We start from the raw sequence: 24,616 nt of genomic DNA, 5'->3' as shown, positions 1-24,616 counted from the left end.
GGAGGCGTTTCGTCGTGTGATAAAGAATGCGAAGACGAACAACAAGGCCTCCCAAAGCGGGAGGCCTTTTTTATTGATAACGATAAAATGAGACAGGCAACACTATGACACCGGAAAACCCGTTACTGGATCTGCGCGTAAAAATCAGCGCGCTGGACGAGAAATTACTGGCGCTGCTGGCCGAACGCCGCGCGCTCGCCGTCGAAGTGGGCAAAGCCAAGCTGGACTCCCATCGTCCGGTCCGTGATATCGACCGCGAGCGCGATCTGCTGGAACGTCTGATCCAGCTCGGTAAAGCGCATCACCTCGATGCCCACTACATCACCCGGCTGTTCCAGCTCATCATCGAAGACTCCGTCCTCACCCAGCAAGCGTTACTCCAGCAGCATCTGAATAAAACCAATCCGCACTCTGCGCGTATCGCCTTCCTCGGGCCGAAGGGCTCTTACTCTCACCTGGCCGCACGTCAGTATGCCGCACGCCATTTTGAAGAGTTTATTGAGAGCGGCTGTGCCAAGTTTGCCGACATATTTAATCAGGTTGAGACCGGCCAGGCGGATTACGCCGTCGTACCGATTGAAAACACCAGCTCCGGCGCCATCAACGACGTTTACGATTTGCTGCAGCACACCAGCCTGTCGCTGGTCGGCGAGCTGACGATCCCTATCGATCACTGCGTGCTGGTCTCGGGCTCAACGGATTTAAGCAAAATTGAGACGGTCTACAGTCATCCACAGCCGTTCCAGCAGTGCAGCCAGTTCCTGAACCGCTATCCAAACTGGAAAATTGAGTACACCGAAAGCACCTCGGCGGCGATGGAAAAAGTGGCGCAGGCTAACTCTCCAACCGTCGCTGCGCTCGGCAGCGAAGCGGGCGGCGCGCTGTATGGTTTACAGGTACTGGAACGCAATCTGGCAAACCAGACGCAAAACATCACCCGTTTCGTGGTGCTGGCACGCAAGGCAATCAATGTGTCTGACCAGGTGCCGGCCAAAACCACGCTGCTGATGGCGACCGGCCAGCAGGCCGGTGCGCTGGTTGAAGCCCTGCTGGTACTTCGTAATCACAACCTGATCATGACGAAGCTGGAATCACGTCCGATCCACGGTAACCCGTGGGAAGAGATGTTTTATCTTGATATCCAGGCCAACCTGGAATCTGCATCCATGCAGAAAGCCCTGCGCGAACTGGGCGAGATCACGCGCTCCATGAAGGTGCTGGGCTGCTATCCGAGCGAAAACGTCGTCCCGGTTGACCCGGCTTAACGTTCGATAAAGCGGCTTTTCTTCATCCCTGCCACGTTAACGGGCAGGGTGAAGATGGCACCGGAGAGCGGATACTTCGCCACCTCCTCCGCGTCCATATTTTCCCGCGTGGTGGTAATAAACAGCGTTTTCATGTCATCGCCGCCAAAGCAGACCATCGTCGGGCAACGTACCGGCATGCGGTATTCTTCCAGCTGCTCCCCTTGTGGCGAAAAACGCGCAATACGCCAGCCGTCAAACAGCGCGCTCCAGTAGCAGCCTTCCACATCCATTGCCGCGCCGTCAGGTATCCCTTCGCCCTCTTTAAACTGACGAAACACCTCACGCCTGCCGGGTTCGCCCTGCTCGTCAAGCGGCGTGCGGTAAATTACGCCATTTGGCGTGTCTGAGGTAAACATCCACTGCTTATCCGGGCTAAACGCTAAGCCGTTGTGCCCGTGAATATCGCACTGGATCACTTTCGGCATCAGGTCGTTGTCGATTCGCATCAGCAACGCGCCGTTGTAATCTCCCGGCCCCCAAAAGGTGCCCGCATAGAACCGTCCCTGATGATCGGTGCCGCCATCGTTAAAACGCGCCAGCTGTGGGTTAGAAGGGTTATCACACACCTTGCGGCGCAGCAGGCCGTGTTTATCGGTCAGCCAGATACCCGTTCGCATCGCAACGATAAAACCACCCTGCTCGCGCAGAGCAAAACAGCCCACCTCCTCATGGAAAGAGAGCACGGTGTGTTCTGCCGTCGGCAGATGGTAGCGGTGGATCTCCCCTTCCAGAATATCGGCCCAGTAGAGCGCGTGCTCTTCTGCGCTCCACGTCGGGCACTCAGGCAGATGCCCGGTGTAATTCAACAGCAGCTGCGGTTCGGCCATGACAGTTCCCCAAAATAAAAAAAGCCAGCATTGCTGGCTTTCAGTATATACATCATCGCATTACTGGCGACTGTCATTTGCCTGGCGCAACAGCGTCCGGCTCTCACTCTGGAAACGCTGCGCGTAATCGCCAAACCAGTGCTCGACCTTGCGGAAGCTGTCGATAAACGCCTGCTTGTCTCCGTGCTCCAGCAGCGTAATGGCTTCACCAAAGCGCTGATAGTAGCGCTTGATGAGCGCCAGGTTGTTCTCGGAGGACATAATAATGTCCGCGTAAAGCTGCGGATCCTGAGCAAACAGGCGCCCGACCATCGCCAGCTCCAGACGATAGATAGGTGAAGAGAGTGCCAGCAGCTGTTCAAGCTGCACGTTCTCTTCCGCCAGATGCAGACCGTAGGCAAACGTCGCAAAGTGGCGCAGCGCCTGAATGAACGCCATGTTCTGATCGTGCTCAACCGCGCTGATGCGGTGCAGTCGCGCCCCCCATACCTGAATCTGTTCCAGGAACCACTGATAGGCTTCCGGCTGACGACCGTCGCAATAAACCACCACCTGCTTTGCCAGGCTGCCGCTGTCCGGGCCAAACATCGGGTGCAGACCCAGCACCGGGCCAGTATGCGCAGCCAGCATGGCCTGCAGGGGACCATTTTTGACGGAGGCAAGATCCACCAGGATGCAGTCTTTCGGTAAAGGAGGCAGCTTTTCGATGATCTGCTCCGTCACGTGGATCGGCACGCTGACGATAACCATCCCAGCATCTTTCATAAGTTCCGGAGCATGCGCCCAGTCCTCTTTTTCCAGAATGCGCACCTGATAGCCAGAAAGCGTCAGCATTTTTTCAAACAGACGCCCCATCTGCCCTGCACCGCCGACAATCACCACCGGACGCAGGGACGGACAGAGGGTTTTAAAGCCCTTGTCGTTTTCGCTGGAGTAGGATTCCCGCATCACGCGACGCAGAACATCTTCAATTAAATCCGGCGAAACGCCCAGCGCCTGGGCCTCTTTACGACGGGAGGCCAGCATTGAGGCTTCGCGCTCCGGGACGTAAATCGGCAGGCCGTATTTGCTCTTCACCTCACCGACTTCGGCAACCAGCGCCATGCGTCGCGCCAGCAGTTCCAGCAGCGCCTTATCCACTTCATCAATTTGATCGCGCAGTGCGGTCAATTCAGCAACCATAACTAACCTCTTAAGCCAGACGCGTCGCCAGCTGGCCGTTCAAATCTTTGTGGATCTCACGCAGCAGCGCATCGGTGGTTTCCCAGCTGATGCAGGCATCCGTCACGGAGACGCCGTGCTTCATTGCGCTACGCGGTTGTTCCGATGACTGATTGCCTTCATGAATGTTGCTCTCAATCATCAGACCGATAATCGAACGGTTGCCATCTTTGATCTGTGCGATCACGGATTCCGCAACCGCAGGCTGGCGACGGTAATCTTTATTTGAATTACCATGACTGCAATCTACCATCAGTGCCGGGCGCAGTCCCGCCTGCTCCATCTCTTTTTCACACTGCGCCACGTCCGCCGGGCTGTAGTTTGGCGCCTTCCCGCCGCGCAGGATCACATGGCCGTCCGGGTTACCCTGCGTTTGCAGGAGGCATACCTGGCCCGCCTGGTTAATACCGACGAAACGGTGCGGCATGGCGGCAGCGCGCATGGCGTTGATCGCCGTCGCCAGGCTGCCATCGGTACCGTTTTTAAAGCCAACCGGCATCGACAGGCCAGACGCCATCTCGCGGTGGGTTTGCGATTCCGTGGTACGCGCACCAATCGCCGACCAGCTGAACAGATCGCCCAGGTACTGCGGGCTGTTCGGGTCCAGCGCTTCGGTTGCCAGCGGCAGCCCCATGCTGACCAGCTCCACCAGCAGGCGACGCGCAATCTTCAGGCCTGCTTCCACATCAAACGAGCCATCCATGTGCGGATCGTTAATCAACCCTTTCCAGCCGACGGTCGTACGTGGCTTCTCAAAATAGACGCGCATCACCAGATAGAGGCTATCGCTGACCTCCTCCGCTAACGCTTTAAATCGACGAGCGTACTCAATGGCGGTTTCAGGATCGTGAATGGAGCAAGGACCACATACCACCAGCAGGCGCGGATCGCGGCCGGCGATAATGTCAGAAATGGTCTGGCGAGAGTGCTCGATCTGAGCCTCCTGCGCGACGCTCAGCGGAAATTCCGCTTTCAGCTGATCTGGAGTGATTAAAACCTGTTCGTCAGTGATGTGTACGTTGTTCAGCGCGTCTTTTTGCATGATGGCGATCCTGTAAAGCTCGTTTGCGATAGTTGTTTTCCTCAATGAGGTGAAACCACGATACCATAAAAAGTAAACATTTCAATCCAAAATACGTACACATTACTTTACACAAGCCAATTTATTGCAAAAATCAGCCGATAAAAACGTAAACTTTAAATTACAGACAGATTTTCTTTAGCCAGGCTATGCTGAAGAAAAAAGGAGAATGGCTATGCGTTCAATTGCTCTCGCGCTGTTGTCGCTGTTTTTAACGGGCTGTCAGATCAATCCTTACACCTTCCAGCCCGACTGGACCAGCCCATCCTGGTTTGATGCAGGTAAAGAAGACGCCATGAATGGCCTGCCGGTTAAAGATAACCAGGCCCTGGCCGATAGTTTTAACGACACACACGTTGATCGTAACGAATATCTTCGCGGCTATGCTGACGGTCAGAAGAAAGTCTGCGAAGAAGGGTTTATTCACGCCTGGGGATTAGCCGGCAAATCTTTCCCTGCCAGCTGTGATACAGCCGAAAACGCGGCAAAACTGCGTGCATCATGGCAGCAAGGCATAGATGAAAGTATGCGCTCCAGCAGACTGAATTAATCTAATTTCATCCACCGGAAAATAAACAACAGTAGGATTTAGCTTAGGTCGGCCTCATGCTATTTCTGACATAATGACGGCCCTGATAAACAATGGTATTCTGCCCGCAACTCTTAAGGACATCTATTTCCAGAGCGATGTGGCGGATTCTGGTGAGAAATTTATTCTTGATCTCTTTTTTCCGACTCACTCTGGTGCTAACGCTGTTCCTTATGGTGGGCCCTGCGGCGGCAGGCACGCTTACGGAAACGGATAAATCGGTACGCTCGATTGTCTCTGGCATTGTGAGCTATACGCGATGGCCGTCACTATCCGGGCAGCCTAAACTCTGCGTCTACGCCACTTCTCACTATACGCACGCCCTCAGCGGCGATAAGGGGCATAGCGAGTTACCTTATACTCCCGTTATTGTACGTAACGATCAGGAAGCCCTGGCCGCGACGTGCGATGCGATCTATTTCGGGTCAGAATCACCGGCAAAACAACTTGAATTAATAAGTCAATATCAGGGCAGAGCGTTGCTATTAATCTCAGAGCAAAATCCGGAATGTGTAATTGGCAGTGCCTTTTGCCTGATAATCGATCGCGGCCAGGTACGGTTCGCCGTCAACCTGGATGCATTGACGCGCAGTGGCGTAAGAGTCAATCCGGATGTATTAATGCTTGCACGGAATAAGCAGCATGGATAAAGATTTCACTTCAACGCCACGTCCGACGTTTAAAAGAACGTTGAGGCGAAACAGCATGATAAGCGTCATCATCACGATGACATTAATATGGCTGCTGCTCTGTTTTGCTTCCGTCGTGACGTTAAAACAATACGCGCAAAAGAATCTCGAATTAACCGGCGCAACAATGAGCCACAGCCTGGAAGCGTCGCTGGTGTTCAACGACTCGCTGGCGGCCAACGAAACGCTGGCCGCCCTGGGCAAACAGGGCCAGTTTGCCGTGGCCGAGGTTATTAACGCGCATAAAAAGCGGTTTGCCTACTGGTCCTGGAACCCGGAGGACAACAACGATACGCTGGGCGCACTGGTCAGCCGCTGGCTTTTCCCCGTACCGGTTGCGCAGCCCATCATGCATAACGGCGCAACGATCGGCGAAATTCGCCTGACCGCGCGTGACAGCCTGATCGGTCATTTCATCTGGATGTCGTTTGCCGTTCTGACCGGCTGTATTCTCTTTGCAACCGTCGTCGCGCTCACTATTACCCAGTCTTTGCATCACGGGATGGTCACGGCCCTGCAAAACATCACCGACGTGGTGCATGACGTTCGTACTAACCGTAACTTCTCCCGCCGGGTGAAAGACGGCCGTATCGAAGAGTTTCACCAGTTTGGTGAGGACTTCAACAGCCTTCTGGATGAGATGGAGGAGTGGCAACTCAAGCTCCAGGCGAAAAACGCCCAGCTGCTGCGTACCGCCATGCACGACCCGCTCACCGGTCTTGCCAACCGCGCGGCGTTTCGTAACAGCATTGCGGCCTTAATGAACGACCCTTCTGCCAAAACGAACTCGGCCCTGCTCTTCCTCGACGGTGATAATTTTAAGTTTATTAACGACACCTGGGGACATGCGGCAGGAGACTGCGTGCTGATTGAAGTCGCCAGCAGGATGATGGAGTTTGGCGACAAACGTCACCAGGCATACCGCCTTGGAGGTGACGAATTTGCCATGGTGCTGTACGGCGTGCACTCTGAGCTTGAGGTTCAACACATTTGTGCTGCGCTATCGCAGCAGTTTATCCGTCCGTTTGATCTTCATAACGGACAAAAAGCATCGATGTCACTCAGCATTGGCTTTGCTCTGGCGTGGGAAAATGCTTCCGTGGAAGCGTTACTGGAGAGGGCTGACCGCAACATGTACCAGGTTAAAAACCAGCGTACGAAAACAACAAGTTAGAAGGGATACACTATGTTAAAACGTTACTTCGCGCCGATAGTTCTGGCCTCACTGGTTCTGGCAGGCTGTCAGTCGCCGCCGGAAGGTAAATTCACTCCTGAGCAAATTGCGGCGATGAAGTCTTACGGTTTTAACGAACTGAACGGTGACTGGTCACTTGGCATGTCGGACACCATCCTGTTTGATAAAAATGACGCCAGACTGCGCCCGGAAAGTGAAACGCAGATCCAGTCCATGGCCTCTCGCCTGGCGGAAACCGGCCTGAACCACGCGCGAATGGACGGTCACACGGATAATTACGGTGAAGAAAGCTACAACGAAGCGCTGTCGTTAAAACGCGCCAATGCCGTGGCCGATGCCTGGGCGAAGGGCGCAAATATCCCGCGCAGCAATCTCACCACGCGGGGGTTAGGTCAAAAATACCCGGTTGCGAGCAATAGTACCCCGCAAGGGCGCGCTGAAAACCGCCGCGTTGCAGTGGTGATCAGCACGCCATAGGGTTATTTAGCGGATGATTCGGCGAGCGTCACCCTGGTTGCCGCTCGCCAGCGCAGCCAGTCCACCAGAACAAACAGCGCCAGACTCACGCCCATGACCGGTAAGGCCAGCCCCAGCAGTACGCAGATTACCACCGTAACCCCTCTTCCCCACCCTGACAGCGCCAGCCAGTTCTGACTAAGCGTCTGTACCGGACTCACTGCCGACTGTGCCGGACGACGCATCCACCACATCCGGTAACCCCAGACGATGAGCACGCACAGGGCGAGGCCGAACGCCACCAGCAGCAGCTGATTCACCAGCCCGAATAAGATCCCCATATGGAAATCCACGCCCCAGCGGGTCAGTTTTGCCATTAACGGGAAATCCTCGAATCGGGTTCTGTCCAGGACCTGCATCGTAGAAGGATCAACCGCAACGGCGTCCACCTGAGTCGGCCAGCTGCGATCGATTTCCGTCACGGTCCAGGCGCTATCTGCCGTTTTTGCCGGGCGGATCTCCAGCCTGTTGGCATCAATTCCTGCGTTACGGGCCGCGCTTAATACTCCGTCAAACTGCGTCAGATCCATCGCCATTTCCGGCATCATCATTCCGCCATGATGGCCCCGGTGTTCGGCATGCTCATCCACGCTCTCCTGTTGGCCGGAAAGCGTCGTGTTCACCTGCGGGGTTAGCCAGTTCATCTCAGCCCGCAGCCTGTCAACGTTCCCGCCAGCCCATTGCGACCAGGTCAGCCCGGTTGCAGAGAACAGCAGCATTCCGCCCAGAAGACTCCAGCCCAGCGTCACGTGCAGGCGACGTCGATTCTGGAAGCGATTATTGATCCGCCGTTTGGGTCGGGTATAAAACCACAGGGCAGCACCGCCCAGCGCGGCAACCCACATCCAGGAGGCGGCAAGCTCGCTGTAGAGCCGCCCCACGTCGCCCAACATCAGAGAGGTATGTAGATAATCAATGGTCTGACGCAGCGGTAAAATCCCGCTGGTGCCGTATACCGTCATATCTCCCAGCACCGCCAGGCTTACCGGATCAATAAAAATAGCCCGGTTCTCAGAGGGCCCAAGCGCCGGGTCAGCAAACATCACGCGGGTGGTCTCCCCTTCAGCCAGCCCCGGCCGCACGGCGTGCAAATGCAAATCTGAGCCAACGTTTTTTTCCGCCACGGCAATTTGTTCCGCCAGCGGCTGCGGCACGCCCACGGAATCCGTGTGGAGCGCGTGCCGGTAGAGCGCATTCTCCAGCTGCGGGGTCGCCACATACAGCGTACCGGTCAGCGCGGCAAAGAAGATAAACGGGCCGACAAACAGCCCAACGTAGAAATGGAGGCGACGCAGCAGGTTTCCCCATGCCGCGCGCGGAGTGCAGGTAGTCATACTTTTCCTTTTTAAGGCAGTAAGTTATCGATTTATTTTTTAAAGGGAAAAAGCAGACTGCCGCGGCGGCGCGCGGGTATCAGGGTAAAGCCAGGGGAAAAAGTGCCAGTGGCTGACCGCCTGGCGCGGCGGCTTAACGCGAAGCCTCTGCAGTACCACGCTGAGCAGGACGATCAGCGCCAGCATCACGCCCGGAACATGCGCTAACAGCACGCAGTAGCCGCACGCTTCCGCATGGTCGACAGGCATCGTGTGCGGCATATCGCCCTGATGCTCGTCCATCGACATCATGCTCATGTCATGATGCATGCCCGGCATGGCGCTCATGGGATCTTTCTGCAAGGAGACGGAGATAAGCGGCGCTACCACGATCAGCAGGATCGCAAACAGCGCGGTCAATGCCGCTGCGCGTTTCCGGTTAGGCTGATGCAGTACGTTATCCACGTCCCCTCCACTCAAGAGGCAAGCATTGTAAATGATTTATGACAAAAGGGTTAACGTGAGAAATGCGCAGGGATAAAAAAAGGGCCAGCCTTTCGGCCAGCCCTTTCTAACAGGATGTCGCTTAAGCGAATCTTAGTTCAGACGCTCTTTAATACGAGCAGACTTACCAGTACGCTCACGCAGGTAGTACAGTTTAGCTTTACGTACAGCACCACGACGTTTAACAGCAATGCTGTCAACTACCGGAGAGTGAGTCTGGAAGACACGCTCAACGCCTTCGCCGTTGGAAATTTTACGAACAGTGAATGCAGAGTGCAGACCGCGGTTACGAATAGCGATAACCACGCCCTCGAATGCCTGCAGACGTTTTTTGGAACCTTCAACAACCCATACTTTCACTTCCACGGTGTCACCTGGACGGAAGGAAGGTACGTCCTGCTTCATCTGCTCTTGTTCAAGTTGCTTAATAATGTTGCTCATAATTTAATCTCTTATCCTGGGTAAACTGATATTCGGGAGCGTATTACGCATTCCCATCATGTTCATGCTGCTGGTGCGCGTGTTCAGTTTTGAACTCGGCCAGCAACTTTGCTTGCTCTTCAGTCAGAGCCAGGTTTTCCAGAAGTTCAGGTCTTCTAAGCCAGGTTCGGCCCAGCGACTGCTTCAAACGCCAGCGACGTATCTCGGCATGGTTTCCAGACAGTAACACCGCCGGTACTTCCATCCCTTCTAACACTTCAGGACGAGTATAGTGTGGACAGTCCAGCAACCCATCGGCAAAGGAATCTTCCGTTGCCGAAGCTTCATGGCCCAGAACCCCCGGAATGAACCGGGCGACGGAGTCAATCAGCGTCATTGCGGGTAACTCACCACCGCTGAGAACGTAATCGCCGATAGACCATTCTTCGTCAATCTCGGTTTGAATTACGCGCTCATCTATCCCTTCGTAGCGTCCACAGACCAGAATCAGCTTTTGATTCGTCGCCAGTTCGCTCACGCCCGCTTGATCAAGCTTGCGTCCCTGAGGTGACAGATAAATCACCTTTGCGCCTTCACCTGCCGCGGCTTTTGCTGTGTGAATGGCGTCCCGTAAGGGTTGCACCATCATTAGCATCCCCGGTCCGCCGCCGTAAGGACGATCGTCCACGGTACGGTGCCGGTCATGAGTAAAGTCACGAGGACTCCAGCTCTGGATGCTCAGCAGGCCATTCTTTACTGCCCGGCCAGTTACCCCGTAATCGGTAATCGCGCGGAACATTTCAGGAAACAGGCTAATTATGCCAATCCACATAGCGCCGTCTTTTACCGTTTATCCGGAGAATTTAAAAACCAGGATCCCAATCTACTTCAATGGTTTGAGTAGTGAGATCGACTTTCTTGATAACCTGTCCATCGAGGAACGGAACCAACCGCTCCTTGATGCCAAATGCATCTTTCAGGTTTGCCTTAATGACGAGAACGTCATTTGACCCGGTTTCCATCATATCGATGACTTTCCCCAGGCTGTAGCCTTCGGTAGTGACTACCTGGCAACCCATAAGGTCTTTCCAGTAGTAGTCGCCCTCTTCCAGCTGTGGCAACTGCGACGAATCCACGACAATTTCACAATTAGTCAGCGCATTCGCGGCATCACGATCGTCAACGCCTTTCAGCTTGATGATGATGTCCTGATTGTGGTGACGCCAGCTTTCCAGCTCGACCTCTTCCCACTTACCGCCTTTCTGGATAAACCAGGGCTGGTAATCAAAAATGCTATCAGCGTCTTCAGTGGAGGAAAACACTCTGAGCCAACCACGGATACCGTAGCAAGAACCCATTTTTCCCAATACGATCGGTTCAACAGGTGCTTTATTGCTCATCATGACCACCGTGACAGATTAAGCTGCTTTGTTTGCTGCTTTGATCAGCGTAGCAACGCGATCGGAAACAGTAGCGCCCTGGCCAACCCAGTGAGCGATACGATCCAGATCCAGACGAGTTTCTTCTTCTGCGCCAGCGGCCAGTGGGTTGAAGAAACCAACGCGCTCGATGAAGCGACCGTTGCGTGCATTACGGCTGTCAGTCACAACAACCTGGTAGAACGGACGCTTTTTAGCGCCGTGACGAGCTAAACGAATAGTTACCATAACATCCTCTTGTGTGAATAAAACAACCGGGCCCCATCGAGGAACGGAGCCCGGGTGTCATATTAAAAGCCCGAAAATTTTACTGATTTTTGGGGAAAATGCAATCAGCATCTTGATACTGAGCACGAAACACGGTTTATCGGCCAGGGAATCCTGGAGGCATCATCCCTTTCATGCCGCGCATCATCTTCGCCATGCCGCCTTTCTTCATTTTCTTCATCATGCGCTGCATGTCGTCGAACTGTTTCAGAAGGCGGTTAACGTCCTGCACCTGCATGCCGCAACCGGCTGCGATACGGCGTTTACGGGAACCTTTGATGATATCCGGGTTAGCGCGCTCTTTGAGGGTCATCGAGTTGATGATCGCCTCCATACGCACCAGCACCTTGTCATCCATCTGCGCTTTCACGTTGTCAGGGATCTGGCCCATGCCCGGCAGTTTGCCCATCAGGCTGGCCATGCCGCCCATGTTTTTCATCTGACGCAGCTGCTCAAGGAAGTCGGTCAGATCGAAACCGTCGCCTTTTTTCAGCTTGCTGGCCAGCTTCTCGGCCTGCGCGCGGTCAACCTTGCTCTCGATATCTTCGATCAGCGACAGCACGTCGCCCATGCCGAGGATACGGGAGGCAATACGGTCCGGGTGGAACGGCTCGAGCGCTTCAGTTTTCTCGCCCACGCCGAGGAATTTGATCGGCTTACCGGTAATGTGACGAATGGAGAGCGCCGCACCGCCGCGGGCGTCACCGTCCACTTTGGTCAGCACCACGCCGGTTAACGGCAGGGCTTCGTTAAACGCTTTCGCGGTATTCGCCGCATCCTGACCGGTCATGGCGTCGACAACGAACAGGGTCTCTACCGGGTTGATAGAGGCATGCACCTGCTTGATCTCGTCCATCATCGCTTCGTCAACGTGCAGACGACCGGCGGTATCCACCAGCAGCACATCGTAGAATTTCAGCTTCGCTTCTTTCAGCGCCGCGTTAACGATGTCGACAGGCTTCTGCGCCACGTCGGACGGGAAGAAATCTACGCCGACCTGCTCGGCCAGGGTTTCCAGCTGTTTGATCGCCGCCGGGCGATAGACGTCCGCAGAGACCACCAGCACTTTCTTCTTGTGCTTTTCACGCAGGAACTTACCCAGCTTACCGACGCTGGTCGTTTTACCCGCACCCTGCAGGCCCGCCATCAGCACCACGGCCGGCGGCTGAGCCGCCAGGTTAAGCACCTGGTTCTCTTCGCCCATCGCCGAAACCAGTTCATTACGAACGATTTTGACGAACTCCTGACCCGGGGTCAGGCTCTTGTTAACTTCATGACCAACCGCCTTCTCTTTTACGCGGTTGATAAAATCACGAACAACCGGCAACGCGACGTCTGCTTCCAGCAGCGCCATGCGCACTTCGCGCAGCGTTTCCTTGATGTTCTCTTCAGTAAGGCGTCCGCGGCCGCTGATGTTGCGCAGCGTGCGCGACAAACGATCGGTTAAATTATCAAACATTGTCTCTCGCCTGAGTAGAAACGTTGGGCCGCCATGGGCGACACATACACAGAATTTTGCCGGAGTATAACATGAAGGCGCCTTTGTTGTTATGCAACGGTTGGAGCAGGCGTCACGTAACGTTATACTGCTTCTCTTTCTTATTAAGACAACTGTCGATGCCTATATGCCTGTTTTCGCACTGATCGCCCTTGTTGCCTACTCTGTCAGCCTCGCGCTGATCGTTCCCGGACTGCTGCAAAAAAACAGCGGCTGGCGGCGCATGGCTATTCTTTCCGCGGTGATCGCACTGATTAGCCACGCGTTTGCGCTGGAATCACGCATCATTCCCGGCGACGGCAGCGTGCAAAACCTGAGCGTCCTCAACGTCGGCTCGCTGGTTAGCCTGATGATCTGTACGGTAATGACCATCGTCGCGTCTAAAAATCGCGGCTGGCTGCTGCTGCCGATTGTCTATACCTTCGCGCTGATCAATCTGGCCCTCGCCACCTTTATGCCTAATGAATTCATTACGCATCTTGAGGCCACCCCGGGGATGCTGGTGCATATCGGCCTGTCGCTCTTTGCCTACGCGACGCTGATCATCGCCGCGCTTTACGCCATGCAGCTCGCCTGGATTGACTACCAGCTGAAAAACAAAAAGCTGGCGTTTAACCATGAAATGCCGCCGCTGATGGTCATTGAGCGTAAGATGTTCCACATCACCCAGGTGGGCGTGGTGCTGCTGACGCTAACGCTCTGCACGGGCCTGTTTTACATGAAGAACCTGTTCAGCGTGGAGAACATCGATAAAGCGGTGCTCTCCATCATCGCGTGGTTTGTCTATATTGTCCTGTTATGGGGCCATTATCATGAAGGCTGGCGCGGTCGTCGCGTGGTCTGGTTCAACGTCGCGGGTGCGGGCATTCTCACCCTTGCCTATTTTGGCAGCCGCTTCATACAGCAATTTGCTGGCTAAGTAACAAAAGGAGTTCCCCCTGGAACACATCTCCACCACCACGCTGATCGTTACGCTGATCGTCATGGTGGTCATCTCCGCCTATTTCTCCGGCTCGGAAACCGGCATGATGACCTTAAACCGCTACCGGTTACGTCATCGTGCTAAACAGGGTAACCGTGCCGCTCGTCGCGTTGAAAAACTGCTTCGCAAGCCGGATCGCCTGATAAGCCTGGTGCTCATCGGCAACAACCTCGTCAACATTCTGGCCTCCGCCCTCGGCACCATCGTTGGGATGCGCCTGTACGGCAACGCCGGGGTGGCGATTGCCACCGGCGTGCTGACGTTCGTGGTGCTGGTGTTTGCCGAAGTGCTGCCGAAAACCATCGCCGCGCTTTACCCTGAGAAAGTCGCCTACCCGAGCAGCTTCCTGCTGGCACCACTGCTGATCCTGATGATGCCGCTGGTCTGGCTGCTGAACATGGTGACGCGCGTACTGATGCGGATGGTGGGGATCAAAGCCGATGTCACCATCAGCAGCGCGCTCAGCAAAGAAGAGCTTCGCACCATCGTGCATGAATCCCGCTCGCAGATCTCCCGACGCAATCAGGACATGCTCCTGTCGGTGCTGGATCTGGAAAAGGTGAGCGTCAACGACATCATGGTGCCGCGTAACGAAATCGTCGGTATCGACATCAATGACGACTGGAAAGCCATCGTTCGCCAGCTGACGCACTCCCCTCACGGGCGCATTGTGCTATATCGCGACTCGCTGGATGACGCAATCAGCATGCTGCGCGTGCGCGAAGCCTACCGTCTGATGACCGAGAAAAAAGAGTTCACCAAAGAGGTGATGCTGCGCGCCGCCGACGAGATTTACTACGTGCCGGAAGGAACCCCGCTCAGCACGCAGCTGGTGAAATTCCAGCGCAACAAGAAGAAGGTCGGCCTGGTGGTCAATGAGTACGGCGATATTCAGGGGCTGGTGACGGTCGAAGATATTCTGGAAGAGATTGTCGGGGACTTTACCACGTCGATGTCGCCTTCCCTCGCGGAAGAGGTTACCCCGCAAAACGACGGATCGGTGCTGATTGACGGAAGCGCGAACATTCGCGAACTCAATAAAGCCTTTAACTGGCATTTGCCGGAAGATGAGGCTCGCACGATTAACGGGATGATTCTGGAAGCGCTGGAAGAGATCCCGGCGGCGGGCACGCGGGTGCGCATTGAGCAGTACGATATTGATATCCTGGACGTGCAGGACAACATGATTAAGCAGGTAAAAGTCCTGCCCGTAAAACCCCTACGCGAAAGTATCGCTGAGTAAGGCTGTAGGCCGGGTAAGGCTGTAGGCCGGGTAAGGCGAAACCGCCACCCGGCACTACGAATGGCAAATTACGCTTTCGCTTTCGCCACGGTCACCATCGCAGCGCGAATGGTACGGCCGTTCAGGGTGTAACCTTTCTGCATCACGCCCAGCACCTTACCGGCTTCCACCTCTTCGGACTCCACCATAGCAATCGCCTGGTGAACGTTTGGATCCAGCGGTACGTCGGTATCGGCAATCACTTCCACGCCAAACTTACGCACCACGTCGAGCATGGATTTCAGCGTCAGTTCGATACCTTCGATCATCGCCGCGTTGTCCGGATTCGCTTTGTCAGCCACTTCCAGCGCGCGATCGAGGCTATCAATTACCGGCAGCAGTTCGTTGACGAATTTCTCCAGCGCAAATTTATGCGCCTTCTCAACGTCCTGCTCGGTACGACGACGCAGGTTTTCCATTTCCGCCTTGATGCGCAGAACACCATCGCGTTCGCGATTCTGTGCTTCTACCAGCTGGGCTTCCAGATTCGCAATTTTTTCATCGCGCGGGTCCACCTGCTCAGCAGATGCGTCTGGCTCTACAGCCTCAACTTCATCGTGCTGTTCCGTGATAATTTCTTCAGGGGCTTGCCCCTCAGGCGTTTTCTGTTCTTTACTACTCATGAATTTCTCCGCGTTTTTCTGCATTCATCTCGCTAACTTCGCTTATTATGGGGATCAGTTTCCGGGATTCAAGGGAACAAGACAGATTGTCATCATTCATCAGGCACAAGGACCTCCAGAAAATGAATAATCATTTCAGGTGTATTGGGATCGTCGGGCATCCGCGTCACCCTACCGCACTAACGACACATGAAATGTTGTATCGCTGGTTGTGTAGCAAAGGCTATGAAGTGATGGTCGAGCAGCAGATTGCCCAGGAGCTGCAGCTGAAGAGCGTCAAAACCGGCACGCTGGCGGAAATTGGCCAACAGGCCGATCTCGCCGTGGTGGTGGGCGGCGACGGCAACATGCTCGGTGCGGCCCGCACGCTGGCGCGCTATGACATAAAAGTCATCGGCATCAACCGTGGCAATCTCGGCTTTTTAACCGACCTTGACCCGGACAATGCGCAACAGCAGCTGGCCGACGTGCTGGAAGGCCACTATATCAGTGAAAAACGCTTTTTACTGGAAGCGCAGGTGTGCCAGCAGGACTGCCAGAAGCGCATCAGCACCGCGATTAACGAGGTGGTGCTGCACCCCGGTAAAGTGGCGCACATGATCGAGTTCGAAGTTTATATCGACGAAATCTTTGCCTTCTCCCAGCGTTCCGACGGGCTGATTATCTCCACTCCGACCGGCTCAACCGCCTACTCGCTTTCTGCCGGCGGCCCGATCCTGACGCCTTCGCTGGATGCCATCACCCTTGTGCCGATGTTTCCGCACACGCTCTCCGCCCGCCCGCTGGTCATCAACGGCGACAGCACGATACGTCTGCGCTTCTCGCATCGCCGTAACGACCTGGAGATCAGCTGCGACAGCCAGATAGCGCTGCCGATCCAGGAAGGTGAAGATGTTCTGATTCGTCGATGTGATTACCACCTGAATCTGATTCACCCGAAAGATTACAGCTATTTCAATACATTAAGCTCGAAGCTTGGCTGGTCAAAAAAATTGTTCTGATTTTGCATCCAGTACTTTACTGTATAAAAAACCAGTTTATACTGTATGAAAACACAGTTATGGTTTTTCATACAGGAAAACAATTATGCTGGCACAACTGACCATCAGCAACTTTGCCATTGTTCGTGAGCTTGAGATCGATTTCCACAGCGGCATGACGGCGATCACCGGGGAAACCGGTGCAGGTAAATCTATTGCCATTGATGCCCTCGGCTTGTGCCTTGGCGGCCGCGCAGAGGGTGATATGGTGCGCATGGGCGCAAACCGTGCCGACCTGTGCGCCCGCTTCTCCCTGAAAGACACCCCTGCCGCCCAGCGCTGGCTGGAACAGAACCAGCTTGAAGATGGACGTGAGTGTTTACTTCGCCGCGTGATCAGCAGCGACGGTCGTTCACGTGGCTTTATCAACGGCACGGCGGTTCCGCTCTCCCAGCTTCGCGAACTCGGCCAGTTGCTTATCCAGATCCACGGTCAGCACGCGCACCAGCAACTCGTCAAACCTGAACAGCAGAAAGCGCTGCTCGATGGCTATGCGGGTGAGTACGCGCTTACTCAGCTTATGGCGGAGCACTATCGCCAGTGGCATCAGAGCTGCCGTGAACTTGCCCAGCACCAGCAGCAAAGCCAGGAGCGCGCTGCACGTGCGGAGCTGCTGGCGTACCAGCTTAAAGAGCTAAACGAATTCAACCCGCAGCCGGGTGAGTTTGAGCAAATAGACGAAGAGTACAAGCGTCTGGCGAACAGCGGTCACCTGCTCTCTACCAGCCAGAATGCTCTCAACCTGCTGGCGGATGGCGAAGACGTGAACCTGCAGAGCCAGCTGTATAACGTCCGCCAGCTGATTACCGAACTGGTCGGCATGGACAGCAAGCTTTCTGGCGTCCTGGACATGCTGGAAGAAGCGGCGATTCAGATCTCCGAAGCCAGCGACGAACTGCGCCACTATTGTGAACGTCTGGATCTTGACCCGAACCGTCTGTTTGAGCTGGAGCAGCGTATCTCCCGTCAGATTTCACTGGCGCGCAAGCACCACGTCACGCCGGAAGAGCTGCCGGGCTACTATCAGTCTCTGCTGGAAGAACAGCAGCAGCTTGACGATCAGGCTGACTCGCAGGAAACCCTCTCTCTGGCGGTGAACCTGCACCATGAACAGGCGCTGGCGACAGCGCAAAAGCTGCATGAAATCCGTCAGCATTACGCCCAGGAGCTAAGCCAGCACATCACCGACAGCATGCACACGCTGGCGATGCCGCACGGCGTCTTCACCATTGATGTTCGCTTTGAAGAGAACCACCTGACGGCGGAAGGTGCGGACCGCATCGAGTTCCGCGTCACCACCAACCCGGGGCAGCCGCTGCAGGCTATCTCCAAAGTGGCATCCGGCGGTGAACTGTCGCGTATTGCACTGGCGATTCAGGTGATTACCGCGCGTAAAATGGAAACTCCGGCGCTGATTTTCGATGAAGTGGATGTCGGCATCAGCGGCCCAACGGCGGCGGTGGTGGGCAAACTGCTGCGCCAGCTAGGCGAATCAACGCAGGTGATGTGTGTCACCCACCTGCCGCAGGTCGCGGGCTGTGGTCATCATCACTTTATCGTCAGTAAGGAAACCGACGGCGAAATGACGGAAACGCACATGAAGCCGCTGGATAAACGTGCGCGCCTGCAGGAGCTGGCACGCCTGCTCGGCGGCAGCGAAGTCACGCGTAACACGCTCGCGAACGCGAAAGAACTGCTGGCGGCATAAACTTTTTCGGGATCTCAGGGTCATACAGAACAACAAAAACGCCGCCAGACCGGTTTCAAAGTGGGGCAAGGTCTATTATCATCGGCATATTACATATGAGCCGCGTTCTGCTCGGGCCCGAAAAGGAATCAAATCACTATGCGTTGTAAAATGCTGACCGCTGCCGCAGCGGTTCTTCTGATGTTGACCGCAGGCTGTTCCACTCTGGAGAAAGTGGTTTACCGTCCTGACATCAACCAGGGGAACTACCTTACCCCTAACGATGTGTCCAAAATCCGTGTGGGGATGACACAACAGCAGGTCGCTTATACACTGGGAACCCCGATGATGTCCGATCCGTTCGGCACTAACACCTGGTTCTATGTATTCCGTCAGAAGCCGGGCCACGAAGATGCGACCCAGCAGACCCTGACGCTGACCTTCAGCAGCGCCGGTGTGTTGACCAACATCGACAACAAGCCTGCCCTGACCAAATAATCAGAAGTCAGGAATGCAAAAAGGTGCTCATTGAGCACCTTTTTTGTTTTTCTTTTATCCCCTCGCCCCTTTGGGGAGAGGGTCAGGGTGAGGGGAAAGCGCTATTTACCCGATTTCTCCGCACGCTGACGTCGCAGCTCTTTCGGGTCGGCAATCAGCGGGCGATAAATCTCCACCCGGTCGCCCTCTTTCAGCACATCACCCAGCTTCACCGGACGGCTATAAATCCCGACCTTATTTTTCGCCAGGTCGATATCGCTGCGAAGCTCAAGGATGCCGGAAGCGCGGATAGCTGCCTCAACGGTTGCCCCCTCTTCCAGCGTTACGCGCTGCAGATACTGCTTCTCCGGCAGCGCGTACACCACTTCTACAGCAATCTTATGCGACACTGTAAACCTCTTTGGCGCGGGTGGTGAACGCCTGAACCATATTGGATGCCAGCTCTTTAAAGATGCGGCCAAACGCCAGCTCAATCAGCTTATTGGTAAACTCAAAGTCCAGCTGGAACTCGATGCGACAGGCGTCAGCGCTCAGCGGCGTAAACTTCCAGCCCCCCATCAGGGTTTTAAACGGACCATCCACCAGATGCATCAAAATACTCTGATTGCTGGTCAGCGTATTGCGGGTGGTGAACGTCTTGCTGATCCCCGCTTTGGAGACATCCACCGCCGCGGTCATCTGCGTCGGGCCGGACTCCAGAACGCGGCTCCCGGTGCATCCCGGAATAAATTCTGGATAAGACTGAACATCGTTCACTAACTGATACATTTGTTCCGCGCTGTAAGGCACGAGCGCAGTACGGCTAATCTGAGGCATAGCATTTCCCATGGTCACACAACGGACAAATAATAACATTTATCACCTGTTAAAAAAACGCTAAGCCTCATCTCGTGCTAAGATAGCGCGTTAGACCTCACAGGACGCAATGAGGTGACTTTTTGAAATCAGATTACCGACGGCTTTACGACACTTATGACGAAGAAAAAAGCACATAAACCAGGCTCGGCGACCATTGCGCTCAACAAGCGTGCTCGCCACGAGTATTTCATTGAAGAAGAATTCGAAGCTGGCCTTGCGTTGCAGGGCTGGGAAGTAAAATCGCTGCGCGCCGGGAAAGCCAACATCGGCGATAGCTACGTGATCCTGAAAGATGGCGAAGCCTTCCTGTTCGGCGCGAACTTTACGCCGCTGACCGTCGCCTCCTCACACTACGTGTGTGACCCAACGCGCACCCGCAAGCTGCTGCTGAACAAGCGTGAGCTGGAATCCCTCTACGGACGCATCAACCGTGAAGGTTTCACCGTGGTAGCCCTGTCGCTGTACTGGAAAAACGCATGGTGCAAAGTGAAAGTTGGCGTCGCGAAGGGTAAAAAACAGCACGACAAACGTACTGACCTGAAAGAGCGCGAGTGGCAGCTTGATAAAGCGCGCATTATGAAAAACGCAGGACGTTGATTCTGCACACTTATTGTACTATTCAATAAGGTAGCGTTCCGGGCTGGTATCCAGGAAGTGAAATCTGGTATACTTAGTCCAACACTATTGGGGCTGATTCTGGATTCGACGGGATTTGCGAAACCCAAGGTGCATGCCGAGGGGCGGTTTGCCTCGTTAAAAGCCGCAAAAAAATAGTCGCAAACGACGAAAACTACGCTTTAGCAGCTTAATAACCTGCTCTGAGCCCTCTCTCCCTAGCTTCCGCTCTTAAGACGGGGATCAAAGAGAGGTCAAACCCAAAAGAGATCGCGTGGAAGCCCTGCCTGGGGTTGAAGCGTTAAAACTAATCAGGCTAGTTCGTTAGTGGCGTGTCTGTCCGCAGCTGGCGTGCGAATGTAAAGACAAACTAAGCATGTAGTACCGAGGATGTAGAAATTTCGGACGCGGGTTCAACTCCCGCCAGCTCCACCAAAATTCTCCATCGGCGATCACCAGAGTCGACTGATGAAGTCCTGAAAGCCCGCACGGCGCAAGCCCTGCGGGCTTTTTTGTGCCCCATTCCCACAGTTCCGTCCATCCCTTTGACAAACATCAACCCCCTTTCCCGCATCTCCTGTGCAAAATTACCCACACCACCCAGCGCTACGGAATAGCCGCTCAACACGGAAAGAACCCCACCATGTACAGACCCATAACCGTTATTATCTTCATTCTTCTGACCCTCGCCGCCCTTGCTGAAATAGGCTTTTTATCCTTTGGATAATCCTCAGGAGAAATATCCCTCATCATGGCACATTGATCTCATTACAGTTTTTTCCTAAAGCCATCCCGTTTCGCCTGTGCCATGCTGAATCACGCTCATAACCGATAACGTTAAATGAGGATATTATGAAAAAAACAATTATCGCATTATCTGCCGTTCTGATGGCTTCCCCAGTATTTGCTGCGACCACACATGCAACTGACGATACCGTCGCTGCGGCGAACGCAAACGCCAACGAGGCGAAGCAAAAACTGCACGAAGAGCAGAACAAAGGTGAAGAGCTGAAGCTGAAACAGAAGCATGCTGCGGAAGGTAAAAGCGAGAGCCTGGGCAGCAAGGTCAGTGAAGATTCCCAGAAAGCCTGGCATAAAACCAAACAAGGCACCGAGAAAGGGTGGGATGCCACCAAAGAAGGCGCTGAGAAAGGCTGGAACAAAACCAAAGAAGGTGCCAGCGAGCTGGAAAAGAAAGTCACTGAGTAATCCCTTCGAAAGGCCGCAGACGCGGCCTTTTTTATTCCCTCCCGCTCAGCTTTCTGAAGACTAAACTTGTCTCAGGAGGGCACCGTCATGAGCCACAAAGAAACCGAACCAGAAACCCAGGGCGTTACCGTTGAACTACTCTCCATTGTCGATCTGGGCCCGGAGATCGCAGGCATGGACGGCCGACAGCTTCGCATGCGCAGGGTGACGCTCGCCCCCGGTGCGGTCTTTGGTCCGGTGCACGATCATATCGATCGCCCCGGTACCGTTTTTATCCTTGAGGGGACCATCACCGATCATCGTAACGGTATCGCCACCGATTACGGCCCCGGCGTCGGCTGGCCGGAAGACCATAATACGGTCCACTGGCTGGAAAACCGGGGCCCGGTTACCGCCGTCGAAATCTCGGTGGATATCGTTAAAACAGCCTGACGCATAAAAGCCGAATAGATCCCGGGGGTGACGCGTTTACTCCCTGCCCCCCTAAAAGAGATCCTGAGATGCTGCGACGCCTGGTAATAGTGCTTGTTTTGGTTTGTCCGTGGGCGATGGCTGCCCCGAAAAGCTACATTATTGACACCGATAACACCGACATTCGGCTATCGTGGCATGCCTTCGGCGGCATCCTCTCCTGGGCGACGTTCAGCGGCGTAACGGGCGCCGTGACGCTCAACCCGGAAAACGACGTCGACGACCATATTCACGTCACCATTCCCGTAGCGACTCTCGTGGCGTCAAACAAGCTGCTCACCTGGCAGCTGAAAAGCGATATGTTTTTTGAATCTGAGCGCTATCCAACTATCGAGTTCATCAGCTCTCGCGTGGTTGCCCAGGGCGACGGGCGGTTCAGGGTGTTCGGCACGCTGACCGTGCGAAACATCGCCCGCCCGGTGATCCTGGAGGCGATCGTGAAAGACCCGCACGCGCGGGCCCTCACCCTGGACGCCACGACGGCAATCTCGCGCGCGTCCTACGGGATGGATAAGTTTGCGCTGGTCGTGGACGATCGTATTGCCATCGCCATTGCGATTAAGACGAACGACGTGCCGTCATCCTGAGATGAGCCGCTGTAGCTGCTCCGCGTTTCCCCGCAGGTGAGACGGCGGGTTCCGGCCAATCAGGACAAACTGGTAGCCCGCCTCCTGCCACCACGCCAGGTTCATGCCGTGGCGCTGCTCCTGGCGCAGAGAGGCCATAGTCTTCTCATCGACAGGAGAGATACAGAGCGCCATCGGGCCGTAGTCGGCGTTGATCCAGGCAATCTGCGCGATCGAGGTGGTTTCATAGCGCAGCATTCGCACCATTTTCAGCTCTGCCCCCTGCAGGACAAGCTGCGACATGCGCAGCTTCATGCCGATGTCCTGCTCGGCTCGTTCCAGCCCGCGCTGCAGGACCGGCGTTGCGCTGTCCATATCCAGCAGCGTCTCGACGCTGTACAGGGACATATATTGCGCTTCGAGGTCGCGAATATGGGCATTCTCATCCGCTGACGCGGAAGCGGGCCGCAGCAGGTAGCCCAGCCCTGAACCGACCATCAAAAAGCTGACCGATGCGGCAATCAGCGCCCGCCTGCTGACGCCAGACGGCGTGGAGGACTGTGGATCGGGAATCTCTGCCAGACGCGCCTGCATTGTCTCAAGTGGCGCCTCATCCAGCAGGGGGGCAAACGCCCCGGCGAAATCCTGGCTGCTTTTCATCAGTTCGGCGGTTCGCCCGGAGAGGCGTTCGTCGCTTTTCAACTGTTCTTCAAATTGCTGCGCGTCGGCGCGGCACATCTCGCCATCTATCCATGCCACGATAGCGTCATCGTTATAGGGCGGTGCAAAACGGTGCGAGTTCAAGAGCGTTTCTCCTTTACCGGAGGCAGTGCGTCAGCGGACCTGGCAAGCCGAGCCCGCGCCGTCGCCAGCCGGCTCATCACGGTACCGACAGGCACCGCCAGGGTCTCCGCCGCCTCCTGGTAGGTAAAGCCTTCGACATAAACCAAAAATACCGCGTTGCGCTGGGCTTCAGGCAGCGCGTTGACGCGCTGCATCACCTTCATGTAATGCAGTCGCGTCTCATCCTGTTCGCGGGTGTCCGGCGCCAGAAGCTCGTCGCTGGCCACAAATCCCTGCCCCTGACGCACGTGTCGTGCCCGAAGCTCAGAGATCCAGATAGAGTGCAGTATCGCGAACAGCCACCTGTCGATGCGCGTGCCAGGCGTATACTGGCTGCTCCGTTCAAGCGCACGCACGCAGGTGGACTGAACCAGCTCTTCGGCGATATCCCTGTTTCGCGACAGCACCAGCCCATAGCGCCAGAGACGCGGCAGGTGTGCGGCTAACTGTTGACGAACCTCACTGGTAGCGATGTGTTTTCCCTCCACGAGAAAATCAGGATTCCGGATGTCCGTTGATGGCGGCCTGCAGGTCACGGTACTCCTCGCAGGACTGGCCACAAATACCGGCAATCACCTTCAGCTGTTCTTTCGCGAGGTCAGGACGTCCTTTTACCATCCACGCTTCACCGAGATATTCACGGGCTTTGGCATAATCCGGTGCGATAGCCAGCGCGCGCTGGTAGTAACCAATCCCTTCGTCCGTGCGGCCAAGCTTGCGCGTGGCGAACCCGCGATAGTTCCACGCTTCAGCCGTATTGCCATTTTTCAGCGAATCAAGCAGGTTCAGCGCCGCCTGATACTCGCCTTTTTTCGCGAGATGGTACGCATAGTTGGTTTTGTCCTGGTCGCTGAGGCTGCTGCTCTTGTCCGGCACGCATTTCTGGGTGGCGCTGTCATATACCTGTCCGGAAGGACAATCGGGCGTTTTGCTCTCGGTACTATTATTGCCCATTGCCAGCGCCAGGGGGGACAGCAGGGAAAAAATCAGCACCGGAATCAAACGAAACGAGGTCGTGTTCATATAAAGCTCCAGGGTAAGAAGGAAGTGACGTCAGTAAACGTCCGACTGATGCT

General features: G+C 55.2%; 30 protein-coding genes, 1 other RNA gene and 1 other annotated feature (1 of these 32 running past the window's edge). Of the genes, 15 read left to right on the top strand and 16 right to left on the bottom strand.

All coding sequences use genetic code 11. The features are described from left to right. Window positions 1–74 (top strand) — a sequence feature (Phe leader region) (it extends 52 nt beyond the left edge of the window). 30 nt (window positions 75–104) lie between these two features. Continuing rightward, complete coding sequence (gene pheA / locus P346_RS08655; protein ID WP_029741028.1) at window positions 105–1,265, top strand: bifunctional chorismate mutase/prephenate dehydratase; 1,161 nt, start codon at window positions 105–107, stop codon at window positions 1,263–1,265. Here pheA and P346_RS08660 read toward each other — a convergent pair. The 3 genes from P346_RS08660 to aroF are packed head-to-tail and all read right to left on the bottom strand — an operon-like array spanning window position 1,262 to window position 4,397. Then, window positions 1,262–2,134 carry an SMP-30/gluconolactonase/LRE family protein gene (locus P346_RS08660; protein ID WP_032660475.1) on the bottom strand — a complete coding sequence of 291 codons (873 nt, stop codon included), beginning with the start codon at window positions 2,132–2,134 and terminating at the stop codon, window positions 1,262–1,264. The genes pheA and P346_RS08660 overlap by 4 nt on opposite strands. 60 nt (window positions 2,135–2,194) lie before the next feature. Then, window positions 2,195–3,316, bottom strand: a complete 1,122-nt coding sequence (gene tyrA, locus P346_RS08665; protein WP_032660472.1) for a bifunctional chorismate mutase/prephenate dehydrogenase — start codon at window positions 3,314–3,316, stop codon at window positions 2,195–2,197. 10 nt (window positions 3,317–3,326) lie between these two features. Continuing rightward, the gene (aroF, locus tag P346_RS08670) at window positions 3,327–4,397 is read right to left on the bottom strand and encodes a 3-deoxy-7-phosphoheptulonate synthase AroF (protein WP_023308871.1); all 1,071 of its coding nucleotides are present in this window, start codon (window positions 4,395–4,397) and stop codon (window positions 3,327–3,329) included. A 214-nt stretch (window positions 4,398–4,611) separates the two neighbouring features. Between aroF and P346_RS08675 the strand changes: the two genes are divergently transcribed. The 4 genes from P346_RS08675 (at window position 4,612) to P346_RS08690 (ending at window position 7,386) form a co-directional block, all read left to right on the top strand. Further along, on the top strand, window positions 4,612–4,986 hold the full coding sequence (locus P346_RS08675) for a DUF2799 domain-containing protein (RefSeq protein WP_032660470.1): 375 nt from the start codon (window positions 4,612–4,614) through the stop codon (window positions 4,984–4,986). Window positions 4,987–5,138: 152 nt separating this feature from the next. Next, window positions 5,139–5,675, top strand: coding sequence for a YfiR family protein (locus P346_RS08680; RefSeq protein ID WP_032660526.1), 537 nt, complete (start codon window positions 5,139–5,141; stop codon window positions 5,673–5,675). Further along, window positions 5,668–6,888: a diguanylate cyclase DgcN gene (gene dgcN, locus P346_RS08685; protein ID WP_029741024.1), complete on the top strand. Its 1,221-nt coding sequence runs from the start codon at window positions 5,668–5,670 to the stop codon at window positions 6,886–6,888. Before P346_RS08680 ends, dgcN begins: the two co-directional genes overlap by 8 nt. A gap of 12 nt (window positions 6,889–6,900) precedes the next feature. After that, window positions 6,901–7,386 carry an OmpA family protein gene (locus P346_RS08690; RefSeq protein ID WP_032660468.1) on the top strand — a complete coding sequence of 162 codons (486 nt, stop codon included), beginning with the start codon at window positions 6,901–6,903 and terminating at the stop codon, window positions 7,384–7,386. 2 nt (window positions 7,387–7,388) lie between these two features. On the opposite strand, the gene P346_RS08695 is transcribed toward P346_RS08690, so the two are convergent. From P346_RS08695 to ffh, 7 genes are all read right to left on the bottom strand, one after another. Continuing rightward, window positions 7,389–8,759, bottom strand: coding sequence for a PepSY-associated TM helix domain-containing protein (locus P346_RS08695; RefSeq protein ID WP_032660467.1), 1,371 nt, complete (start codon window positions 8,757–8,759; stop codon window positions 7,389–7,391). Window positions 8,760–8,798: 39 nt separating this feature from the next. Continuing rightward, the gene (locus P346_RS08700; RefSeq protein WP_032660464.1) at window positions 8,799–9,203 is read right to left on the bottom strand and encodes a DUF2946 domain-containing protein; all 405 of its coding nucleotides are present in this window, start codon (window positions 9,201–9,203) and stop codon (window positions 8,799–8,801) included. 132 nt (window positions 9,204–9,335) lie between these two features. Next, window positions 9,336–9,683, bottom strand: coding sequence for a 50S ribosomal protein L19 (rplS, locus tag P346_RS08705; protein ID WP_002914145.1), 348 nt, complete (start codon window positions 9,681–9,683; stop codon window positions 9,336–9,338). Window positions 9,684–9,726: 43 nt separating this feature from the next. Further along, window positions 9,727–10,494: a tRNA (guanosine(37)-N1)-methyltransferase TrmD gene (gene trmD, locus P346_RS08710; RefSeq protein WP_014832949.1), complete on the bottom strand. Its 768-nt coding sequence runs from the start codon at window positions 10,492–10,494 to the stop codon at window positions 9,727–9,729. A 31-nt stretch (window positions 10,495–10,525) separates the two neighbouring features. Then, on the bottom strand, window positions 10,526–11,065 hold the full coding sequence (rimM, locus tag P346_RS08715; RefSeq protein WP_029741020.1) for a ribosome maturation factor RimM: 540 nt from the start codon (window positions 11,063–11,065) through the stop codon (window positions 10,526–10,528). A gap of 15 nt (window positions 11,066–11,080) precedes the next feature. Then, window positions 11,081–11,329 (bottom strand): 30S ribosomal protein S16, encoded by a 249-nt coding sequence (rpsP, locus tag P346_RS08720; protein ID WP_003863133.1) that lies wholly within the window; start codon window positions 11,327–11,329, stop codon window positions 11,081–11,083. Window positions 11,330–11,465: 136 nt separating this feature from the next. Continuing rightward, window positions 11,466–12,827 (bottom strand): signal recognition particle protein, encoded by a 1,362-nt coding sequence (ffh, locus tag P346_RS08725; protein WP_014884878.1) that lies wholly within the window; start codon window positions 12,825–12,827, stop codon window positions 11,466–11,468. A gap of 166 nt (window positions 12,828–12,993) precedes the next feature. On the opposite strand from ffh, the gene P346_RS08730 reads away from it, so the two are divergent. Both P346_RS08730 and P346_RS08735 read left to right on the top strand, forming a co-directional pair. Beyond that, window positions 12,994–13,785 carry a cytochrome C assembly family protein gene (locus P346_RS08730; RefSeq protein ID WP_014884879.1) on the top strand — a complete coding sequence of 264 codons (792 nt, stop codon included), beginning with the start codon at window positions 12,994–12,996 and terminating at the stop codon, window positions 13,783–13,785. Between the two features lie 19 nt (window positions 13,786–13,804). Next, window positions 13,805–15,091, top strand: coding sequence for an HlyC/CorC family transporter (locus P346_RS08735; protein ID WP_032640969.1), 1,287 nt, complete (start codon window positions 13,805–13,807; stop codon window positions 15,089–15,091). 68 nt (window positions 15,092–15,159) lie between these two features. Here the strand turns inward: P346_RS08735 and grpE are convergent, their stop codons facing one another. Next, window positions 15,160–15,753: a nucleotide exchange factor GrpE gene (gene grpE, locus P346_RS08740; protein ID WP_023308880.1), complete on the bottom strand. Its 594-nt coding sequence runs from the start codon at window positions 15,751–15,753 to the stop codon at window positions 15,160–15,162. A gap of 122 nt (window positions 15,754–15,875) precedes the next feature. Between grpE and nadK the strand changes: the two genes are divergently transcribed. The 3 genes from nadK to bamE all read left to right on the top strand — a co-directional run bounded on the left by nadK (window position 15,876) and on the right by bamE (window position 18,978). Further along, entirely contained in the window at window positions 15,876–16,754 is an 879-nt protein-coding gene (gene nadK, locus P346_RS08745; RefSeq protein ID WP_008502500.1) for an NAD(+) kinase, read from the top strand. Between the two features lie 85 nt (window positions 16,755–16,839). Further along, complete coding sequence (recN, locus tag P346_RS08750; RefSeq protein ID WP_032660461.1) at window positions 16,840–18,501, top strand: DNA repair protein RecN; 1,662 nt, start codon at window positions 16,840–16,842, stop codon at window positions 18,499–18,501. Window positions 18,502–18,639: 138 nt separating this feature from the next. Further along, window positions 18,640–18,978: an outer membrane protein assembly factor BamE gene (gene bamE, locus P346_RS08755; protein ID WP_023308883.1), complete on the top strand. Its 339-nt coding sequence runs from the start codon at window positions 18,640–18,642 to the stop codon at window positions 18,976–18,978. 101 nt (window positions 18,979–19,079) lie between these two features. Here bamE and P346_RS08760 read toward each other — a convergent pair whose 3' ends face one another. Continuing rightward, on the bottom strand, window positions 19,080–19,367 hold the full coding sequence (locus P346_RS08760) for an RnfH family protein (protein ID WP_025759268.1): 288 nt from the start codon (window positions 19,365–19,367) through the stop codon (window positions 19,080–19,082). Then, window positions 19,357–19,794 (bottom strand): type II toxin-antitoxin system RatA family toxin, encoded by a 438-nt coding sequence (locus P346_RS08765; protein WP_024908332.1) that lies wholly within the window; start codon window positions 19,792–19,794, stop codon window positions 19,357–19,359. Before P346_RS08765 ends, P346_RS08760 begins: the two co-directional genes overlap by 11 nt. 156 nt (window positions 19,795–19,950) lie before the next feature. Here P346_RS08765 and smpB point away from each other — a divergent pair, with 156 nt between their 5' ends. The 5 genes from smpB to P346_RS08785 all read left to right on the top strand — a co-directional run bounded on the left by smpB (window position 19,951) and on the right by P346_RS08785 (window position 22,718). After that, window positions 19,951–20,433: an SsrA-binding protein SmpB gene (gene smpB / locus P346_RS08770; RefSeq protein ID WP_008502505.1), complete on the top strand. Its 483-nt coding sequence runs from the start codon at window positions 19,951–19,953 to the stop codon at window positions 20,431–20,433. 89 nt (window positions 20,434–20,522) lie between these two features. After that, window positions 20,523–20,886: a transfer-messenger RNA gene (ssrA, locus tag P346_RS22590) on the top strand. A gap of 417 nt (window positions 20,887–21,303) precedes the next feature. After that, window positions 21,304–21,660 carry a hypothetical protein gene (locus P346_RS08775; RefSeq protein WP_032660459.1) on the top strand — a complete coding sequence of 119 codons (357 nt, stop codon included), beginning with the start codon at window positions 21,304–21,306 and terminating at the stop codon, window positions 21,658–21,660. An 87-nt stretch (window positions 21,661–21,747) separates the two neighbouring features. Then, the gene (locus P346_RS08780; protein ID WP_032660457.1) at window positions 21,748–22,092 is read left to right on the top strand and encodes a cupin domain-containing protein; all 345 of its coding nucleotides are present in this window, start codon (window positions 21,748–21,750) and stop codon (window positions 22,090–22,092) included. Between the two features lie 68 nt (window positions 22,093–22,160). Further along, window positions 22,161–22,718, top strand: coding sequence for a YceI family protein (locus P346_RS08785; protein ID WP_032660456.1), 558 nt, complete (start codon window positions 22,161–22,163; stop codon window positions 22,716–22,718). Here P346_RS08785 and P346_RS08790 read toward each other — a convergent pair. From P346_RS08790 to P346_RS08800, 3 genes are read right to left on the bottom strand one after another with little or no spacing between them, the layout of a single operon-like run. Beyond that, window positions 22,710–23,501: an anti-sigma factor family protein gene (locus tag P346_RS08790; RefSeq protein WP_032660454.1), complete on the bottom strand. Its 792-nt coding sequence runs from the start codon at window positions 23,499–23,501 to the stop codon at window positions 22,710–22,712. The genes P346_RS08785 and P346_RS08790 overlap by 9 nt on opposite strands. Continuing rightward, on the bottom strand, window positions 23,498–24,028 hold the full coding sequence (locus P346_RS08795) for an RNA polymerase sigma factor (protein ID WP_084492155.1): 531 nt from the start codon (window positions 24,026–24,028) through the stop codon (window positions 23,498–23,500). The genes P346_RS08790 and P346_RS08795 overlap by 4 nt, the downstream gene beginning before the upstream one ends. 7 nt (window positions 24,029–24,035) lie before the next feature. After that, the gene (locus P346_RS08800) at window positions 24,036–24,563 is read right to left on the bottom strand and encodes a tetratricopeptide repeat protein (RefSeq protein ID WP_023294382.1); all 528 of its coding nucleotides are present in this window, start codon (window positions 24,561–24,563) and stop codon (window positions 24,036–24,038) included. Between the last annotated feature and the right edge of the window lie 53 nt (window positions 24,564–24,616).

Origin of the sequence: Enterobacter sp. DC1 (assembly GCF_000568075.1) — a bacterium.
Lineage (GTDB): Bacteria > Pseudomonadota > Gammaproteobacteria > Enterobacterales > Enterobacteriaceae > Enterobacter > Enterobacter asburiae.
Note: the sequence above shows the minus strand (reverse complement) of the source record. Positions and strands in the feature narration are given on the sequence as shown.

Excerpts from the sequence above, each read along its gene's own strand:
- pheA (WP_029741028.1), top strand. The coding sequence starts at position 105 with ATGACACCGGAAAACCCGTTACTGGATCTGCGCGTAAAAATCAGCGCG.
- P346_RS08660 (WP_032660475.1), bottom strand. The coding sequence starts at position 2,134 with ATGGCCGAACCGCAGCTGCTGTTGAATTACACCGGGCATCTGCCTGAG.
- tyrA (WP_032660472.1), bottom strand. The coding sequence starts at position 3,316 with ATGGTTGCTGAATTGACCGCACTGCGCGATCAAATTGATGAAGTGGAT.
- aroF (WP_023308871.1), bottom strand. The coding sequence starts at position 4,397 with ATGCAAAAAGACGCGCTGAACAACGTACACATCACTGACGAACAGGTT.
- P346_RS08675 (WP_032660470.1), top strand. The coding sequence starts at position 4,612 with ATGCGTTCAATTGCTCTCGCGCTGTTGTCGCTGTTTTTAACGGGCTGT.
- dgcN (WP_029741024.1), top strand. The coding sequence starts at position 5,668 with ATGGATAAAGATTTCACTTCAACGCCACGTCCGACGTTTAAAAGAACG.
- P346_RS08690 (WP_032660468.1), top strand. The coding sequence starts at position 6,901 with ATGTTAAAACGTTACTTCGCGCCGATAGTTCTGGCCTCACTGGTTCTG.
- P346_RS08695 (WP_032660467.1), bottom strand. The coding sequence starts at position 8,759 with ATGACTACCTGCACTCCGCGCGCGGCATGGGGAAACCTGCTGCGTCGC.
- rplS (WP_002914145.1), bottom strand. The coding sequence starts at position 9,683 with ATGAGCAACATTATTAAGCAACTTGAACAAGAGCAGATGAAGCAGGAC.
- trmD (WP_014832949.1), bottom strand. The coding sequence starts at position 10,494 with ATGTGGATTGGCATAATTAGCCTGTTTCCTGAAATGTTCCGCGCGATT.
- rimM (WP_029741020.1), bottom strand. The coding sequence starts at position 11,065 with ATGATGAGCAATAAAGCACCTGTTGAACCGATCGTATTGGGAAAAATG.
- rpsP (WP_003863133.1), bottom strand. The coding sequence starts at position 11,329 with ATGGTAACTATTCGTTTAGCTCGTCACGGCGCTAAAAAGCGTCCGTTC.
- ffh (WP_014884878.1), bottom strand. The coding sequence starts at position 12,827 with ATGTTTGATAATTTAACCGATCGTTTGTCGCGCACGCTGCGCAACATC.
- P346_RS08730 (WP_014884879.1), top strand. The coding sequence starts at position 12,994 with ATGCCTGTTTTCGCACTGATCGCCCTTGTTGCCTACTCTGTCAGCCTC.
- grpE (WP_023308880.1), bottom strand. The coding sequence starts at position 15,753 with ATGAGTAGTAAAGAACAGAAAACGCCTGAGGGGCAAGCCCCTGAAGAA.
- nadK (WP_008502500.1), top strand. The coding sequence starts at position 15,876 with ATGAATAATCATTTCAGGTGTATTGGGATCGTCGGGCATCCGCGTCAC.
- recN (WP_032660461.1), top strand. The coding sequence starts at position 16,840 with ATGCTGGCACAACTGACCATCAGCAACTTTGCCATTGTTCGTGAGCTT.
- bamE (WP_023308883.1), top strand. The coding sequence starts at position 18,640 with ATGCGTTGTAAAATGCTGACCGCTGCCGCAGCGGTTCTTCTGATGTTG.
- P346_RS08765 (WP_024908332.1), bottom strand. The coding sequence starts at position 19,794 with ATGCCTCAGATTAGCCGTACTGCGCTCGTGCCTTACAGCGCGGAACAA.
- smpB (WP_008502505.1), top strand. The coding sequence starts at position 19,951 with ATGACGAAGAAAAAAGCACATAAACCAGGCTCGGCGACCATTGCGCTC.
- P346_RS08775 (WP_032660459.1), top strand. The coding sequence starts at position 21,304 with ATGAAAAAAACAATTATCGCATTATCTGCCGTTCTGATGGCTTCCCCA.
- P346_RS08780 (WP_032660457.1), top strand. The coding sequence starts at position 21,748 with ATGAGCCACAAAGAAACCGAACCAGAAACCCAGGGCGTTACCGTTGAA.
- P346_RS08785 (WP_032660456.1), top strand. The coding sequence starts at position 22,161 with ATGCTGCGACGCCTGGTAATAGTGCTTGTTTTGGTTTGTCCGTGGGCG.
- P346_RS08800 (WP_023294382.1), bottom strand. The coding sequence starts at position 24,563 with ATGAACACGACCTCGTTTCGTTTGATTCCGGTGCTGATTTTTTCCCTG.